Below are 17,544 nucleotides of genomic sequence, written 5' to 3' on the forward strand. Positions count from 1 at the left end.
ATGCTGTGCGAAAAGGTTGTTTAGACCGCTACCAACCGCCACTCTCCGAGATCCCGGATCCAACAAGGGAATTTGTGCTGCGACCGAAGCCAGCAACGCCACCCCGAGGCCACGTCATCAATAGCCGTCATCACAACGGAGCCAGTGAATTTGCCCATGTTGCCTGCGCTCAGCGGGCGGACCCGCGGCGACTGGCGAGCATCGAATTCGCTAGCACTCAGCCGAAAACGTCTCAGCCGAGCAACTTTCCGTCCGATTGCACAAAGTCTCGTAATCCGCGGCGTTCAGCGTGCACCATTGCGATACCTTCTTGTGTGGTGTTGATCCAATCGACACTGCTCAGGTCCTTCTTCGGAGGACAGCCATTCGGGGTCATCGGGAGTTGCCGACGACTGTGGAGATGACCACCTCGCTTCCCCACCCGGCAACTGTCTAGGTCGCATTCGGATGGGTGGTACCCGCCGAGGGATCGGCGTACGCCATCCCACCACCCAGCGCGAGCATGGTGACGATATGACCCCGACTGCCGTTACCGCCAATGGCTGACTCCGATCACTCAGGATCGGCTGAGCATACCGCCGCAGCATCGGAAACGCGGACCGAAAATGGCGCCGGCGTCAAATCCAGCCGTGCGGCGTGCATCGAGCACCATCGCCAGGGGAGATTCGCCCGGCTGGACGCCTAACGCCCGTTGTGATCCAGCACGTACTGCAACCCGGCCATCAGCTGCGAAAGCGGATCGGTCCCGGTGCTGCCGAAGGCAGCCTCACTGGCCCCCGCGGTGACGACCGCAGGGTCGTAGCCGCGGACGGGATCCACTGTGATGGGAGCGGTCAGCGGGTTGTCGTTACGCGTATATCCGGCATCCACATAGGGTTTCAGCACTCCATCGAGCTTGTTCAGCGTGTCCTCGTCCACCCCGAGGTATTTGAACGGGAGAACCAGCGGCAGATGTTGCTCGGGGATCATGTACGTCGTCGTCTTCGCACCCCGCGAGTTGTATGTCACCGCGATGTTCTGGGGCGGCACATTCGATGGGTTGGTGAATGCCACCGCGGTGTGACCGGTCGCCAGGCCCACGATGGCGTTCGCGACGGAGATGAAGTTGTCCTGACGCTGCGGCCAGTCGGCGATGCTGTCGTACGGGGAGATGAACTGGTAGGTGTCGTACTGGCTGTCGACCTCCGGCGGCATCTTGAAGTCCAGCGACGGGACTACGCTGCCCACCGGGAAGTTCTGTCGCAGGAAGCTCTGGCCGAAGGGGTGGGTGGCCAGCGGATCGCCGAAGGTTGCGAAGGACAACTGATTCGGCGGCGGCGCAGCCGGATCGTTGGCCAGCCGGTTCTTCACCGCGTTGAGCACCATGGCACCCTCGGACAACCCCATGGCGGTGCCACTGCCGCCGGCTTGAATCGCGCGGATCAGGTTGCCCTCACCAACGTCAACCGATTCACCAATACTCGGGCCGTCGAGTCCGAGACCCGGGAAACCGTCATCCAGCTTCCCGATGCCTGGGAACAGTCGTTCCAGGGTGTGCCCCTGTACCTGGCCTGCCGGGTACCAGATGTTCTGGCGGTCCAATCCGGGGAACCAGTCCGCGCCGGTGCGGCGGATGTACTCGTCGTAGGGAATGCCCAGCACGTGCGCGCCGCCGAGAGCGTAGGCCTTGCCCGGTGTGCCGCGCGGCGTCGCAGTGTCGGTACCGACGCCCGGCGCCGGCGCCGGCTCGTCGGCACCCGCCACGCCAAGACCGGACGGCCCGATGGCGCTCACGGTCAGCACCACGGTCGCGGCAGCGAGTAGTTTCTTCATCCCTGGCTGCTCCCCTGCGCTGTCACTCGTGATGGCCACCAGTTCGCCTTGCCTACCAGCGTAGCGATGGCGGGCACCGTGATCGTGCGGACCACGAACGTGTCCAACAGGATCCCGGCACCGATGACGAACCCGCCTTGGACCACCGTACCGATGCTGGAGAACAACAGACCCCACATCGACGCGGCGAAGATCAGGCCGGCCGCCGTGATGACGCCGCCCGTCGACGACAACGTGCGGATGATGCCGTAGCGGCTGCCGTGCGGCGACTCGTCGCGCAGACGCGACGCGAACAGCAGGTTGTAGTCCGCTCCCACGGCGACCAGCACCACGAAGGCCAGCGGTGGCACCGTCCAGTGCAACGGCTGGTGCAACAGGTACTGGAACACCAGGACCCCGATGCCCAGCGCCGCGAAGTACGAAACGACCACGGAGCCAACGAGATACAGCGGCGCGATCAGCGATCGCAGCAGCAGCATCAAGGTCACCAGTACCACGATCAGGGTGACGGCGATGATGAACCGGATATCGGCCTGGTAGTAGTCCCGGGTGTCGCGCAGTGCGGCGGGATAGCCACCCATCGAGATCGACGCGTCCGCCAGCGAGGTGTTCGGCTGGGCGCCCCTGGCGGCATCGCGGATCGCGTCGACCTGGTCCATTGCCTCGACGCTGAACGGGTCGAGTTTGGTGAGCACCAGATAACGCGCCGAGTGACCGTCGGGCGAGATGAACATCTTCGATGCGGCCTTGAAGTCCGGCAGCTCCAGCACCTCGGGCGGAATGTTGAAACCGGCCATCGCCGGGCCCGCCGCGTTCTGCTTCATCGACAACAGGAAGGCCGACGCCTGGTCGAGCCCGTTGCGCATCAGCTGGATCTGGTCGACCACCTGGTTCACCCCGGTCGCCACCTCCCGGCTGCCGGTGGCCGAACGGTCGGCCTGCTGCCGGAGCTTGCCCAGCGTGGCCTGCGCGCCGGCGGGCGAGTCCAGCCCCATCGTCTTCATCAACTTGGTGAGGGTGGTGAAGGCGTTACCGAGCTGATTCAGCGAGGCGTTCAGCGACTGCCTGTCCTGCATCGACTGCAGTTGCCCGGCGAGGTTGTTGATCTCGTCGAGGGTGCCGTCCTGACGCGCCTGGGCCAGCCGCGAGAAATGGGCTCGGGTTTCGCTGCATGAGGGGTCGAGATCGCAGGTGACGTTGCCCTGCAGCGCGGCCAGTACCGGGCCGACCCAGCCGAACATGTCCTTGGCCGCCGTGACGCTGATCCCCATCGAATTGCCGAGCTGGTTGATGCTGTCGACCAGCTTGGCGCCGACCTCGACGTTGCGGACGAGCTTGTCGCCGCCGTACTGACCACGCATCGAGGAGAACGCGTTGACCATCTGCTGGATGCTGGTGGCGATCCCGTTGACCTGGCCGCGCACGTCCCCGAGCCCGGTGGCCAGGGTGTCGGCACCCTTGGACAGCCGGTTGAGGTCGTCCATGTTGTCGGCGATCATGGCCGACCCGGTGCCCAGCCGGTCACCGACGAGGCCCGCCTGGTAGGTGGCCCGAAACTCTTGCGGCACCACACCGAGCGGGCGGGTGATGCCGCTGACCATCCCGATATCGGGCACCTGGGTGATGCGTTCGGCCATCTGCTCGAGGTCGGCCAGCGCTTGCGGGGTGCGCAGGTCGTGCGGGGAGCGCACCAGCACATAGGACGGGATGGACTGATTGAGGTCGAAATGCCGCTCCAACGCGGCATAGCCCACCGAGCTGGGGTCCGTTGCCGGCACGGCCTTGCGGTCGTCGTAGTTGTATCGGGCCAGCCCGACACAACCGGCGAGCAGGAGCAGCACCAGCATGCTGGCCACCAGGTGCAGCCGTGGCCGGCGCACGATGCGCGCACCTGAGCGCCGCCACATCCGGGCGGTCAGTTCGCGCCGCGGGGTGACCCAGCCGCGCGGCCCGACGATGGCCAGGATGGCCGGCAGCAGCGTCAGCGCGGCGAGGAACGCCACGCCGATACCGATCGCCGAGGACACCCCGACCGTGGAGAACACGCCCATCCGGGCGAAGCTGATGCCCAGGAAGGTGAGGCCGATGGTGGCGGCCGACGCGGTGATCACCTTGCCCACCGAACCCAGCGCGTGCCGCACCGCGACATCGGAGCTGTCCCCGAGCCGCACGTAATCGTGATAGCGGCTGATCAGGAAGACGGCATAGTCCGTCCCCGCTCCGGCGATGATCGCGCTGAGCAGGATGATGGCCTGATTCGACACCCCGAGGCCGGTCAGCTGCGACAACCCGGCCACCACGGACTGCGCGATCACCAGCGAGACGCCGATCCCGGTCAGCGGCAACAGCATGGTGATCGGATTGCGGTAGACCACCAGCAGCACCACCAGCACCAGCACGCCGATCGCGATCTCGATCGGCAGGCGGTCCCGCTGACCCGCGGCGGTGAGGTCGGCGACGGTGGCCGCCGGCCCGGTCAGATGCACCTCCAGCGGGCCGCCGGCGGTGTTCTGCTTGACGATCTCGGCCACCCGGTTGAAGGCGGCATAGGACTGCGGGGTGCCCAGGGCGCCGGCCAGGCCCACCGGCAGCACCCAGGACTTGTTGTCCTTGCTGGTCAAAAACGAACGCAGGGCAGGTGTTCCGACGAAATCCTGCAGCATGACGACGTCTTGCTGGTCGTCGCGCAACGCGTCCACCAGCTTGCGGTAGGTCGCCTCGTGTGCGGGCCCGAGTCCGTTCTCGTCGGTGAGCACCACCAACAGCAGATCGTCGCCGCCGGGTTCCTGGAACGCCTCGGTCATCTGCCGGGCCGCGACATTGGACGGGGCATCGGCGGGCAGCATGGCCAGCGGGTGCTTCTGGGCCATCTCGTTGAGGCTGGGGAACGACAGGGGCAGCACCACCGCCAACGCCACCCAGAGCCCGATCACCGCGTAGGGGAACCGCACCACGAGGTCGGCTAGCCGTCGCACGTCGCCCCCAGCCGTGGTCCCTGCAGTCGGGTTGTCCCGAAGATCTTGCTCACCGGATCAGACCGCACTGGCCTCGCCGAACTCGTGCCGCGCGTCAGGCAAAACGACCCCAATCCCCGGTATCGGCCACCTGTTCGCACACCGACTTCATGGTTGCTATGTAGCGCGCCACCGACTTCTGGGCCACCGGGTTGTCCGGGAACATCACCGACATTGCCGTTCCGGCCTCGTACCGGAATACGTAGATGGTCAGCTGGTAGGAGAATCTGCCGTCGGAGTAAATTCCGATATTGTTCGAATATCCCATCTCGGCAGCGGCGAGAACCGCGTTCAGCGGAGCGGCACCGCCGTGCAAGAAGTTCGAAACCGGGAAGTTCGGGCGTGGCTTGTCCAGCCACGGCGCCAATTCCAGCACGCGATAATAGGGCACTCTCGCCAAGTTGAGACCCGAATCGAAAGACGTCTGCGCCGACCACGCCGCCTCGGCGAAAGTCGTGGCGGCGATCGGCACGGTGATCGGCACCAGACCGGTGAACCAGCCCTGGGTCATGAAGTTGTCCGAGGTCCGCCGGGTGTCCCTCGGAGTCAGCCCGTAATAGGTTGCCGCGCCGGTCAGCTCGTGCTCGACCATGGCGGTGCAGGCAAACAGGCCGCCGACGAAGCGCGTGCCCGCCGCGGTACAGGCCTCGTCGAACCGGGCCGTTTGCTCGGCATCCAGCAGCATCTCCCCGACCATGTCGGCCACCGTCGGCTCCGACGAGTTACCCAGCGGTAGCGGGAACTCGGGCAGGCTGTTGTTGTTGTTCTCAGCAAACTCGATCCAGGCCCGGACCTCCGGCGAATCGACGGTGAGGTTCGCCGTTGATTCGCGTTCCTTGACACAGAAATCGTCGAAGCGACCCGCTTCGGGCAACGGCATCGGCTGCCCGCTCTGGGTCAGCGACGTATACATGCCGTGCGCCTCGAGCATCGTGATCCCGATCAGTGCAGCATCCCCGTGAACGTGGTCGATGCTGGCGTAGAAATCGAAATGATCTTCGCTCTGGACAATGCCGAAGGAAAAGCAACCCCATTCCAGTGGGCTCGGTATGTCGACAATATGTTTACGCGCGTCTTCGGCCGTTATTTCGCCCTGGTTGACGGGTTCGAATTCGATGTCGTCGGGGTCGGTGATCGTACGCCTGACAATGTCGCCGGAACCCGAGTATTCGAACCAGCTGCGGTAGGTGTCGTGCCGCCGGAGATAAGCGTTGATGGCGTGGTTCATCGCGTCGATGTCACATTTACCAGGCACTTCGCAGGTGGCGATGATCTGGCGGGAATAGTCGAGGCCCGCGGCTTCCTGGTGGTAGACGCCGCGAATGTGTTGGCCCTGCATATAGCTGACCGGCACCGCACTGACGGGCGCTTGCCGGGCCTTGTCCATGGCCGCATTTGTCGGGTGCCAGGACGTCACCACACCCGGGCTCGGCGCCCAATCATCGATTGTGCCGATGGTGATCTTCCCGATTTGCAATATCCCTCCCGGGTTGAAGCGACGACGGCGGCGGTCCAGCAACACCGGCGGCGACTTCACGATAGCGGCTCCGCCGGCCGAGGTCGCCGATACGCCCCTGTGGGCCGGCTTTGAGACCGTTCCGCGAGACCGCCCCACCGGCTGTTGCGGCAAGCCGAGGCGCACAGCGCGGCCGGTTGTTCAACCGGCCGGAAACCGCCTGCTTCAGCAACTCGCATGCAATACTGACCGACGGGAGATGGGCCGGCCGCTGCCAACGTACGGTGAGCGCGCCACGGCCGTTCGGAAACACACTCTGACCCTGACGCGGTCTCCCGCACGCATCGATCCGTCACCGACCCGACGCGGGGAGCACAACCTTTCATGGCATCTACCGAACAGCCCACCGGTCAGCAGGCCCGGTTCGCGATCATCGGCTACGCCGCGCGCCTTCCCGGTGCCGCCGATGCCGGCCAGTTCTGGGATCTGCTGCACCACGGTCGCGATGCGGTATCGGAGATCCCCCGGGACCGCTGGGACGGCGACGAGTTCTTCGACGCCGACGCGTCCACCCCCGGCAAGATCGTCACCCGCCGGGCGGGGTTCGTCGACGATGCCGTCGGGTTCGACGCACCCTTCTTCGGCATTTCGGCCCGCGAGGCCAGGCTGATGGACCCCCAGCACCGGTTGCTGCTGGAGACCTCCTGGCAGGCCGTCGAGCATTCGGGCACCGCGCCGACGGCTTTGGCCAACACCCGCACCGGGGTGTTCGTCGGGCTGTCCACCCATGACTACCTGGCCATGGCCTCCTCGGAGCTGACCTATCCCGAGGTGGAGGCCTACCTGGCGATCGGCACCTCCGGCGCGGCCGGGGCGGGCCGGATCAGCTACCGGCTCGGGCTGCACGGCCCGGCCGTCACCGTCGACACCGCCTGCAGCTCGTCGCTGGTGGCGATCCACCAGGCATGCCAGGCCCTGCTGCTCGACGAATGCGATATGGCGCTCGCCGGTGGCGCGAACGTCCTGCTGAGCCCGGCGACCATGATCACCTTCTCGCAGTCCCGGATGCTGGCGGCCGACGGCCGCTGCAAGACCTTCGACGCGGCCGCCGACGGCTACGTCCGCGGCGAGGGCTGCGGTGTCATCGTCATCAAGCGGCTGGCGGACGCGCTGCGCGACGGCGACCGGATCCGGGCCGTCATCCGCGGCAGTGCGGTCAACCAGGACGGCGCCTCCGGTGGGCTGACGGTGCCCAACGGGGTGGCCCAGCAGCGCGTCATCACCGAGGCGCTGGACCGGGCCGGGGTGCATCCGGTCGATGTCGACTACCTGGAGGCACACGGCACCGGAACCTCGCTGGGCGACCCGATCGAGGTGCAGGCCGCGGCCGCGGTGCTGGGGCGGGACCGCACTGCCGACCGGCCGCTGCTGATCGGGTCGGCGAAGACCAATATCGGGCATCTGGAGGCCGCCGCCGGTATCGCCGGCGTCCTCAAGGTGGTACTGGCACTGGAGAACCAGGAGCTGCCCAAGCACCTGCACTTCCAGAACCCGTCCCCGCACATCCCGTGGGACCGCATCCCGGTGCGGGTGGTGGACGAGACCACCGCGTGGGAGCGCAACGGCCGGCCGCGAATCGCGGGCGTCAGTTCGTTCGGGTTCTCCGGCACCAACGCGCACGTCATCCTCGAAGAGGCGCCGGTGCCCGCGCCGGTCCCGGCCACCGCGCCCGACGACCGGCGATTCCGGGTGCTGCCGCTGTCCGCCCGCACCCCGGCCGCGCTGGTGCAGACCGCACAGCTGTACCGCAGCTGGTTGAGCGCGCATCCGGAAGCCACCTTGGCCGACGTGTGCCTGACCGCCGGAACCGGGCGTGCGCACCTGGAGCACCGGGCCGCGCTGGTGGTGAACTCTGTCGAGTCCGCGCGCGAACTGCTGGGCGCGTTGGCCGACGACCGCCCGGCGCCCGGTCTGGTGCGCGGAGACTGCGTGGACGCCCCGAAGACGGCGTGGCTGTTCCCCGGGCAGGGCAGTCAGTACGCCGGGATGGCGCGCGAGCTGTTCGAGACCGAACCGGTGTTCGCCGAGACGTTGCGGCGCTGCGCCGACGCCGTCGACACCCCGCTGTTGGACGTCCTCTTCGACGCACCCGACGGTGACCTGACGCTGCGCCAGACCCAGCACGCCCAGCCGGCGATCTTCGCCGTGGAGATGGGGCTGGCGCGGCTGTGGCAGTCGTGGGGTTTCGAGCCGGACGTGGTGCTCGGGCACAGCGTCGGCCAGTACGCGGCGGCCTGCGTGGCCGGGGTGTTCGGCCTCGAGGACGGCGTCCGGCTGCTCGCCGAGCGGGGCCGGCTGTTCGGCGACCTGCCCACCGGTGGGCGGATGGCCGCGATCTTCGCCGCTCCCGATCGGGTGGAACGCCTCACCGACGAGTTCCCCAGCCTGTCGGTGGCGGCCTACAACGGGGCCAACACGGTGCTGTCCGGTCCGGGGGCGGACCTCGAGCAGGCGGTCTCACGGCTGACGGCCGACGGGGTGCGCTGCGATTGGCTGGACACCAGCCACGCCTTCCACTCGGCGCTGCTCGATCCGGCGTTGGACGCCTTCGAGGCATACGCCAACACCTTCGAATTCCAGCCGCCACAACGAATCCTGGTGTGCAACCGCACGGGTTCGGCATTGGGCCGCACCGCGAAGCTGGACGGTGCCTACTGGCGCAGGCATGCCCGGCAGCCGGTCGAGTTCGCCAAGGGCGTCGCCACACTGGCCGAACTCGGGTGCGCCGTACTGCTGGAGGTGGGTCCGCAACCGGTGCTCACCGCCGCCGCCATGCGCGCGTGGCCGGACCCGGCCACGGCCCCGCGGGCCATCGCGTCGATGCGCCAGAACGGCGCCGACCACCGGCAGATCACCGAGGCGCTGGCCAATGCCTACGTCGCCGGGCATGTGCCCGACTTCGACGCATTCCTGCAGGAGCCGGCGCGCAAACTGGACCTACCGACCTATCCGTTCCAGCACCGCCACTACTGGTTCCGGGACAAGCAGACCCCGCCGGCCAAGACCGACAGCGCGCGTACCGAAGCCGTCCGGCTGCTCGAAGAAGGCCGCATCGAGGAACTCGCCGCACTGCTCGGCGGGACGGACGGCGCCACCGACGTACTGAGCAGACTTGCCGCACAACACAATCGGCAGCGCGATGCACAGTCCATCGCCGATGCCCGCTACGAGATCCGGTGGCAGCCGGCCGCCGCCGGCTCGGCCGTCGCGGGTGAGGGTTCGGCCTGGCTGGTCATCGGCGACGACTCCGCCGTCATGCAGCCGCTGCTGGATGCGCTGAGCACCCACGGACACCGGCACCGCACCCTGGGCCTGCCGGCGACCGACGCCGACGAGGAGCGACTGCGAGTCGAACTGCGTGCCGCGGTGGAAGACGAACCGGCGCTTCGCATCCTGCACGTCGCCGCGCTGGATGGCGACACCGCGCCGACGATGAAGTCACTGCTGCGCATGCAGCACCGGGTGCTGACCGGCACACAACGCCTGTTCCGCGCCGCCGCCGACCTGCGTACGCCGATCTGGGTGGCGACCCGCGGCGCGCAGCATGTCACCGACACCGACGCCGTGTCGCCGGAGCAGTCCGCATTGTGGGGTTTCTGCCGCGCGGCCGCACTCGAGTTCCCGCAGGTGTGGGGCGGACTGGCGGACGTGACCGTCGGCAGTGCCGACGAGTGGTCACTGTTGATCAACCAGGTGATGGCGGCCCCACGCGGGGAGGATCAGTTCGCACTGCGCGAGCACGCGGTACACGTGCCCCGACTGGTGCGCCGGACCGGGCAGCCGAATCCGACCGCACTGGAATTGCGCTCGGAGGCAACGTATCTGATCACCGGTGGGCTGGGATCGCTCGGCATGGAGATCGCGGGATACCTTGCCGGCCACGGCGCCCGGCAGCTGGTGCTGACCGGCCGGCGGGCCCCGAGTGCGGCCACCCAGCGGCAGATCGACGCTCTGGCCGAACAGCACAGCTGCGCGGTCCGGGTGGTCGCGGCCGACGTGGCCAATCCGCATGATGTCGCCCACCTCATCGCGACGGTGCAGGCCGAATTGCCGCCGCTGGCGGGCGTCGTGCATGCCGCCGGTGAGAACAGCACCACCAGTCTGAGCGCGCTGGAGCCCGCCGAACTCGACCGGGTGTTCGCCGGTAAGGTCTGGGGCGCCTGGTATTTGAGCGAAGCCGTCGCCGACCTGGCGCTCGACTTCTTCGTGTCCACGTCGTCGATCTCGGCGGTGTGGGGCAGCTACGGCCAGACCGCGTACAGCGCGGCCAACGCCTTCCTGGACGGATTGACCTGGCGCCAGCGCGCATCGGGTGTTCCCGGGATCAGCGTCAACTTCGGGCCCTGGGCTGCCGGTATGGCCGACCCGGAGGCGCGCGCGCAACTGGACCGGCGCGGTGTGCGCACGCTGTCGCCGGCGGACGCCCTCGCCGGCATGGCCGACCTGATGGTCGGCGCCGGCAGCCACGGGGTGGTGGCCCGCATCGACTGGCCCCGCTTCCTGCCGATCTACACCCAGACCGGACCGCGCGCGTTGCTGGCCGAGGTGGCCGGGGAGGTGCCCGACGCGGTGGTCACGGCGTCCGGCCCGTCCGGCTCCACCCGGCTGGTCGAACAGCTCACCGCGGCGCCGGTGCAGCAGCGCAAGAAACTGGTGCTGGAGTACCTGCGCGACGCCGTGGCCGAGGTGACCCAGGTGGACGCGTCGGAGATCCGCGAGGAGGGCGGCTTCTTCGACCTCGGCATGGATTCGCTGATGGCCGTGGAACTGCGCCGTCGGCTGGAACAGGCGGTCGGCAAGGAACTGCCGGCCACCCTGGCCATGGACTACCCGCGGCTCACCGATGTGGCCGATTACCTGCTCGGCGACGTGCTGCACCTCAACGAGAAGGCCGGCGCCGGCACCGCGGCCCGGCACGTCTCGTTGGCGACCGCCGCGACCGACGAGCCGATCGCGATCATCGCCGTCGCGTGCCGGTTCCCGGGGTCGCCCGACCCCGACGCCTACTGGCAGCTGCTGGCCGGCGGTGTGGACGCGATCCGCGAGATCCCCGAGGACCGTTTCGACGTCGACGACTTCTACGATCCCGAACAGCAGACGCCCGGAAAGATCTACACCCGCAACGGCGGATACCTGGACAGCGTCGACGGTTTCGACCCCGAATTCTTCGGGATCTCTCCGCGCGAAGCCATCTGGATCGACCCGCAGCAGCGACTGATGCTCGAAATCGCTTGGGAGGGTTTGGAGCGGGCGGGGTATGCCCCGTCGTCGCTGCGCGGCAGCCGGACGGGTGTCTTCGTCGGGGTGGGCGCCAACGAGTACTCGCACCTGCTTTCCGGCGACTCGGTGGAGAACCTGGAAGCCCATTTCATCACCGGCAATGCGCTCAACGCGATCGCCGGCCGGGTGGCCTTCACGCTCGGTCTGGAGGGGCCGGCGATGGCGGTGGACACCGCATGCAGTTCGTCGTTGGTGGCCGTCCATCAGGCCAGCCAGGCCCTGCACTCCGGCGATTGCGATCTGGCCCTGGCCGGCGGGGTGAACGTGCTGCTGAGCCCGGCGTCCATCGTGGCCGCGTCCCAGGCCCGGATGCTGTCACCCGACGGCCGTTGCAAGACCTTCGACGCCGCCGCCGACGGTTACGTGCGCAGCGAGGGTTGCGGCGTGTTGGTGCTCAAACGGCTCTCCGACGCACAGCGCGACGGTGACCGCATCGCTGCGGTGATCCGCAGCAGCGCGGTCAATCAGGACGGCGCGTCCAGCGGCCTGACGGTGCCCAACGGCGGTGCGCAACAACGCCTCATCACCTCGGCGTTGTCGCGGGCCGGGCTGACCGGCGGGGACGTCGACTACCTGGAAGCGCACGGCACCGGCACCCCGCTGGGCGACCCGATCGAGGTCCAGGCCGCCGCCGCGGCCTACGGCGCCGGCCGCGACTCGGACCGGCCGCTGCTGATGGGAACGGCCAAGACCAACATCGGGCATCTGGAGTCCGCGGCCGGGGTGGCCGGCCTGATCAAGGTGGTGCTGTCGCTGCAGAACGAAATGCTGCCGCAGACACTGCATTTCACCAATCCATCGCCGCACATCCCGTGGGACAGCCTGCCGGTGCGGGTGGTGGACGAGGCGACGCCGTGGCTCACCAACGGCCGGCCGCGCCGCGCCGGCGTCAGCTCGTTCGGCTTCACCGGCACCAATGCCCACGTGCTGCTGGAAGAGGCGCCACAGCCCGCCGAGGACACCGTCGCCGACGATGCACCCGAAGCACCGCGTGAGCCGCTGACCCTGCTGCCACTATCCGCGCGATCGGCTGCCGGGCTGACCGCGCTGGCACAACGGTATGCGGTGTGGCTGGACGCGCACCCGGAAACCCCGATCGCCGATATCGGCTTCACCGCGGGAGCCGGCCGGGCCCACTTCGAACACCGGGCCGCGGTGGTCGCCGGTTCGGCCCAGGAGGCGCGGCTGCTGCTCGACGAGTTGGTGGCCAACCGGTTACGGCCCGGCGTGGTGCGCGGTGAATGCACCGACCCACCCACCACCGCGTGGTTCTTCCCCGGTCAGGGCAGCCAGTATCCGGGCATGGCACGCGAGCTGTTCGAATCCGAGCCGGTGTTCGCCGACACCGTCCGGCGGTGCGCGCAGGCCGTCGACGGCATGCTGCCCCGCCCCCTGTTGGACGTCCTGTTCGGCAGCGGCCGGGAGGCCGCGGAAACGTTGCGGCACACCTCTTTTGCGCAGCCCGCGATCTTCGCGATCGAGATGGGGCTGGCCCGGCTGTGGCAGTCTTGGGGTATCGAACCCGACGTGGTGCTCGGCCACAGCGTGGGCCAGTACGCGGCGGCGTGTGTGGCCGGGGTGTTCAGCCTCGAGGACGGCGCCCGGCTGATCGCCGAACGCGGCAGGCTGTTCGGCAGCCTGCCGGCCGGCGGCCGGATGGTGGCGGTATTCGCCGACCCGCAGTACGTGGAGGATGCCGCCGAGGCGTTCGACCGGGTGTCGGTGGGTGCGTACAACGGCCGCAACACGGTGTTGTCCGGCCCGGGTGAGGATCTGGAGCAGATCGTCGCCAATTGCAGTCAGGACGGCGCCCGCTGCACCTGGCTGGAGACCAGCCACGCCTTCCACTCGGAACTGCTGGACCCGGTGCTCGACGAATTCGAGGCCTTCGCCGCGCAGTTCGACTACGCCGTGCCCACCCGGCCGCTGGTGTGCAACCGGACCGGTGCGGTGCTCACCGCCGACACCCCGATCGACGCGCTGTACTGGCGGCGGCATTCCCGGCAGCCGGTGCAGTTCACCGAGAGCGTGCGCACCGTCGCGGCGCTGGGGTGCTCGGTGCTGATGGAGATCGGCCCGCAGCCGATCCTGACCGCGGCCGCGCTGCAGTGCTGGCCGGAGTCCTCGGATGCGCCGCGCACCATCGTGTCGCTGCGCAAGGGCGCCAACGCCCAGCGCCAGATCACCGAGGCGCTTGCCACGGCCTACATCAGCGGGCATCGGCCCGACTTCGCCGCCAAGCAGCGCACGACGGCGCGGCGGCTGGAACTGCCGACCTATCCCTTCCAGCGCCGCCGGTACTGGCCCAAAACCTCGGGTCTCACCGGCGGTGGCGACGGCATCCGGGTCGCCGGGATCCTAGGTAGTGCCAAGGATCTGGCGTCCGGCGACACGGTGTACAGCAACGTGTTCTCCGTCAAGACACAGCCCTGGCTGGCGCATCACGTCATCTACGGGACCGTCGTCGTGCCCGGTGCGACGTACGCCGCGATGGCACTCGCCGCGGCCGGTGCGCCGGCCCGGGTCAAGGACGTGTTCTTCTACGAACCGATCATCCTGCCCGACAAGGCCGCCCGCGAGGTGCAGTTGACGCTGCACCCGGTCGACGACGGCTGGAAGTTCCAGGTGCACAGCCGCCCACACGGGGTGCAGGACGCGGAGTGGTCGCTGAACTCCGACGGGAGCCTGCTGACCGGCACCGAAGCCGACGAAGCGTCGGACTCGGTCAACCCGGACGAGGCGATCGAGCAGATGAATCGCACCCGGCCGCAGGAACTGTTCGACATCTTCGACGACATGGAACTGGCCTGGGGGCCGACCTGGTCGACATCGCTGAAGTCGCTGTGGGTCGGCGAGGGCGAGGCCATCGGTGATATCGCCATCGGAGAGGAACTGGCCGAGCATCTGAGCAGCGAGCCGATCCACCCGGTGCTTCTGGACCTGTGCACCGGCGTGGCGTTCCCGGCCTTCCCCGCCATCCTGGCGGCCGAACAGGGCATGTCGGATCTGTTCCTGCCGCTGCGCTACGGGCAGGTCCAGGTGCAGGAGAAGATGCCGCGGCGCTTCTACTGCCGCGCACGCTGGCACGAGAGCGCGTTGAACGGCGAAACCCAGGTGTTCGACATCGATTTCGTGGACCGCGACGGACGGATCCTCGGCGGGATCCGTGAGTTCACCGTGAAGCGCGCCCCCCGGGAGGCGTTGCTGCGCGGGCTCGGCGGGGATTCCACGCGCCTGCTGTACACCGTGGGCTGGCAGGAGGCCGCCCCGCCGGTGGCCGATGACACCGAGAAGGCGACCGGTACCTGGTTGATTGCCGGGTTCGATTCGCTGGCCGCCGAGGTGCCCGGCGCCGTGACCGTCGACGACGTCGCCGATGCGCAGTCCTGGCAGCGGGCGTTCACCGACGCCGCAGAGCAGGGCTCGCCGGTGGCCGGAATCGTCTGGCGCGCTTCGGGACAACCCGATGCCGACCTGGCGCCCCGGCTGGAGGCACAGGTGGCCGCCCTGCTCGCGGCCGCGCAGACCGCCGCCGAGCACAAGGGCCTGCCCGGCGGGTTGTGGATCGTCACCGATCGCGCGGTGGCCACCGAACCCGGCGAACCGGTCGATCCGGTGCAGGCGGCGCTGTGGGGATTCGGGCGCACCCTGATCGCCGAGCAGCCGACCCTGCGGGTCCGGCTGGTCGACGGGGACACCTCGGCGGAATCGCTGGGCTGGCTGGCGGGGGCACTGGGAACCCCGGTCACCGAGCCCGAAACGGCGGTGCGGCAAGGCCGTTTCCTGGTGTCGCGGCTGCTGCATTGGGCCCGCAGCGGTCAGCTGCCGATGCCGCGCAGCGACGATTACCAGCTGGCTCCGACCGAACGCGGCGCGATCGACAACCTGCGTCTGATCGAGAAGGACGTGACCCCGCCGGAGCCGGGTGAGGTGCAGGTCCGGATCGAGGCGGCCGGCCTGAACTTCCGCGATGTGCTCAACGTGCTGGGCCTCTACCCCGGCGATCCCGGCCCGATCGGTGGCGACCTGTGCGGTGTGGTCACCGAAGTGGGTTCCGAGGTCACCGGATTCGAGGTCGGCCAGCGGGTCTTCGGTTCCATGCAGGGTGCGTTCGCCAGCAGGCTGAACGTCCCGGCACCGCTACTGGCCACCGTCCCGGACGGGGTGGGCGCGGTGGATGCCGCGACCATCCCTGCGGCGGCGCTGACGGTGCGGCTGGCGTTCGACTGGGCGAAGCTGCGACCCGGTGACAAGGTGCTCATCCACGCCGCCAGTGGTGGTGTGGGCCTTGCCGCGGTGCAGATGGCCCGCCAGCACGGTGCCGTCGTGTTCGCCACCGCGAGCAAGTACAAGCAAGCCACCCTGCGTGCGATGGGCGTGGATTACGTCTACGACTCGCGCACAACGGATTTCGCCGATCAGATCCTGGCGGACACCGACGGCGCCGGCGTGGACGTGGTGCTCAACAGCCTGACCAACGAGGGCTTCATCGAGGCGACGGTGCGGGCCACCGCGCAGGGCGGCCGGTTCGCCGAGATCGCCAAGCGCGATATCTGGACGGCCGAGCAGATGGCCGCGTTGCGGCCCGATATCGACTACGAGATCGTCGCGCTGGACGTGACCATGATGACCGACCCGGACCACATCCAGCGGCTGATGGCCGAGGTGTCCGACGGTTTGGCCACCGGCGCGTGGACGCCGGTACCGGCCGAGGTGTACCCGCTCACCGAGGCGAGGACGGCGTTCCGGCGCATGCAGCAGGCCAGGCACATCGGCAAGATCGTGGTGCAGATGCCGAAACCGCTGCAGCCGCACGGTGACCGGACCTACCTGGTGACCGGCGGGCTCGGCGCGCTGGGACTGCACACCGCGGCCTATCTGGCCCAGCTCGGGGCGGGTGACATCGTGCTGACCAGCCGTCGGGCGCCGGATACCGAGCAGCAGCAGGCCATCGACACCATCACCGAGCGCTACCACTGCCGGATCCACGTCTTCACCGCCGACGTCGGTGCGGAGTCCGAAGTGGCCGCGTTGCTGGCGAGGATCCGCGCCGAGCTGCCGCCGCTGGCCGGCGTGGCACACCTGGCCGGTGTGCTCGACGATGCGCTGCTGCCGCAGCAGGACCTGGACCGGTTCCGGACGACGTTGGCCCCCAAGGCCTATGGCGCAGACCACCTGCACCGGTTGACCACGGACGACGAGCTGGACTTCTTCATCCTTTTCTCGTCGGCGTCGGCGGTGCTGGGCTCACCGTCGCAGGCCAACTACGCCACCGCCAACGCGCTGCTCGACGGGCTCGTCGCCCAGCGCCGGGCGCAGGGGCTGCCGGGGACCGCGGTGAACTTCGGTCCGTGGGGCAGCGGCGGGATGGCCAGTTCGCAAGCGGCAGTGGCCAATCTCAGTGCGCAGGGCATGATGCCGTTGGAGCCGTCGGCCGCGCTGGCCGCGCTCGGCGAGGCCATCCGGCACGGCACGGCGCAGGCGACCGTGCTGAAGGCGAACTGGCAGCGCACCGCGAAGATGCTCGGCGGCATCCGGCCGCCGCTGCTGGATCAGGTGCTGCCCAGCGGCGATGGGACGGCCACCGGCGACAGTGAGCTGCTGCGCCAGCTGCAGGAGCTGCCCGTGGCGGCGCGGGCCGGCTTCATCACCGAGTTCCTGCAGAAGGAGGTCCAGGGCTTCCTGCGGCTCGCGCAGCCCCCTGCCGCATCGAGCAGATTCCTCGACCTGGGCACGGACTCGCTGATGGCCGTCGAGCTGCGCAACCGGCTGTTCGGTCAGTTCGGCGGGAAGTTCGACATCAGCCCGACGGCGGTGTTCGACTATCCGACCATCGGCGAGCTCGCCGAGCACCTGGTCTCGCAGCTGCCCGACGCGGAAGCACCCGCGGCGGCCGATGCGGAGGCCGCGCCGGCGACGTGA

Annotated in this window: 4 protein-coding genes; 1 reads left to right on the forward strand and 3 read right to left on the reverse strand. The window is 68.6% G+C overall.

Annotated elements, in window-relative coordinates; genetic code table 11:
• Positions 1 to 681: 681 nt before the first annotated feature.
• The 3 genes from pe to AWB94_RS09740 form a co-directional block, all read right to left on the reverse strand.
• Positions 682 to 1,812, reverse strand: coding sequence for an acyltransferase PE (pe, locus tag AWB94_RS09730; protein WP_062660289.1), 1,131 nt, complete (start codon positions 1,810 to 1,812; stop codon positions 682 to 684).
• Positions 1,809 to 4,787, reverse strand: coding sequence for an MMPL/RND family transporter (locus tag AWB94_RS09735; RefSeq protein WP_062660290.1), 2,979 nt, complete (start codon positions 4,785 to 4,787; stop codon positions 1,809 to 1,811). The genes pe and AWB94_RS09735 overlap by 4 nt, the downstream gene beginning before the upstream one ends.
• 94 nt (positions 4,788 to 4,881) lie before the next feature.
• Positions 4,882 to 6,303, reverse strand: coding sequence for a condensation domain-containing protein (locus AWB94_RS09740; RefSeq protein WP_062660465.1), 1,422 nt, complete (start codon positions 6,301 to 6,303; stop codon positions 4,882 to 4,884).
• A 363-nt stretch (positions 6,304 to 6,666) separates the two neighbouring features.
• Here AWB94_RS09740 and AWB94_RS09745 point away from each other — a divergent pair, with 363 nt between their 5' ends.
• Entirely contained in the window at positions 6,667 to 17,544 is a 10,878-nt protein-coding gene (locus AWB94_RS09745) for a type I polyketide synthase (protein ID WP_062660291.1), read from the forward strand.

This window comes from Mycolicibacterium canariasense, assembly GCF_002101555.1.
In the GTDB taxonomy this organism is placed as follows: Bacteria; Actinomycetota; Actinomycetes; order Mycobacteriales; family Mycobacteriaceae; genus Mycobacterium; species Mycobacterium canariasense.